Origin of the sequence: Intestinirhabdus alba (genome assembly GCF_009711095.1) — a bacterium.
GTDB lineage: Bacteria > Pseudomonadota > Gammaproteobacteria > Enterobacterales > Enterobacteriaceae > Intestinirhabdus > Intestinirhabdus alba.
Genome location: NZ_WMJZ01000100.1, coordinates 1 through 1,850, shown reverse-complemented (window position 1 = coordinate 1,850; position 1,850 = coordinate 1). Strand labels below are relative to the sequence as shown.

General features: G+C 58.7%; 1 protein-coding gene. It reads right to left on the bottom strand.

Annotated elements, in window-relative coordinates:
- Positions 1 to 1,797: T6SS effector BTH_I2691 family protein (locus GJV78_RS24065; protein ID WP_456237500.1), on the bottom strand; the 1,797-nt coding region annotated here is incomplete at its 3' end.
- Positions 1,798 to 1,850: the final 53 nt, after the last annotated feature.

Here is a 1,850-nt window from a genome sequence, read left to right as displayed (position 1 = left end):
CACCCCCAGCGTAAACGGCATCGCATCCCCCACCTGGCGCACGCCGCGCCGGACCGCCCCCTGCCAGCGGCTGAACTGCTGCGCCTCAACGTCGTTCACCGTCCGCAGCAGCTTACTGATGGCCTTTTCCCGCTCTGTTGCCGGCAGCGACGCCAGCCGGTGAAGCTCCTCTGTCTCCACCATCACCAGAAACTTTTTCCACATCACGCGATCCAGCGGCAGCCCGTCAATCCTCAGCCGCCTCAGCTCCTTGCTGACATAGTGGTGCAGCCTGTCTATATCCGCGCCGCGCGTTATACCGCTCTCCGCCGCCAGCTTTTTCACCACGTTTTTCACAAATTCTTTATAGGTCGCCTTTCGCTCCAGCGGAATAAATGCCTTTCGGGTCAGCGCCCCCGTCGCCACCAGGCAGGTAAATACGCGGTCCGAGTCAAGGGCCCGGTTCACCACTTTACTCAGTACCCCGGCAAGCAGGCCGATATAGATCCCCACCACGCCGGCGGCGTTTTCACGCATTTTTTCGATGGCATCCTTAAAGGCGTCGGCCAGGTTATTCCAGGGGAGCGTAAACCAGTCGACGGCGTCTTTTACCGCCTCCTCTAACTTTTTCGCCAGCGCATCCTGGTTGAGCACCAGCGCTCTGGCCAGAATATTATTCGCTTCCGTCGGCGTCGCCAGCAGTGATTTTTCAAAATAAGCAAGCACCTCCACCTTGTCCTGCATACCGGCAATACAGCCGTTCAGGGTCTGGACGTAATCGATGCCGTTTGCCAAATCTTCGCCGTCAAAATTGTGCGCAAAATAGCCCCGCAGCGTGGCGCTCTGCAGCCACGCCAGATACATGGCGGTGCGCGGAACCAGAACGTCATTATTATACCGGGTTAAAATGGCGTTAAATTTATCCTGAAATTCTGCCACCTTAGCCGGGTCATAATACTGCTCATAGTCCGCCCATTTTCTGGCAACCTCCGGTTTCATTTTTTTATCGGCAATTTTGCTGTACGGATTATCCGGCAGTTCGCCGCCGGTTGAATAGCCGTAGGGTCCATAAACAGCGACCCGCTCCAGGCTTTCGCTTTTATCGATATAGTCACGTTCGAACTGGCGGATCATCGCCTCCTTAAGCCCCGTAATGGCCGACGCCAGGGCTAACTCCCGCTGATACGCCTTGCGCCGGTAAACCTTTTCCTGCAGCTCAGCATTGATCAGCGCGGAGAGGTCCTGCAAAACGGCCGGCGGNGCATTGATCAGCGCGGAGAGGTCCTGCAAAACGGCCGGCGGATCCTGCAGCAGGAGTATCGCCCCCTTGTCAGGCAACAGCCGGTCCGCCGCCTGCCGCAGATGCATGCCATCCTGCGAGTTCACCCTTTTCCAGGGCGCAGCCGTCCAGCTCTTCACCCCGCAGGACTCCGCCTGACTGCTGTACTCCGCCACCGTCTCACTCAGCGCCGTCAGCGCAAGCGCCTGGTCCGCTTTGCCTGCGGCCAGCCATGCGTCCATATCAAAAGGCTGCATATACCGGCTCTGATATGCCGGGTCCTCATGCTTTTTCCGGGTGGCCGGCGTCCATTCGACTTCCGACCAGCAGAACCAGAAGACGCCGTTTTTCATTCCCGCGGGTTTTACCGGCAGCGTAATCAGCGACGCCGTCGCCAGCTCTTCCGGTTGCGTAATGCAGGGCTTTCTGCTGCCGTCAACGATATCAAAGGGAACGTGGCCCCTCTCCGGCAGCGGGTAGAAGTAGCCGTCGCCGGTAACATAATAATTTATCCATCTCGCCGCCCGTTCCGCCCGGATATAGAGGAACCCCTGGCGGAGCAGCCTCGCCGTCCAGGCCGTCTCCCCGCGGG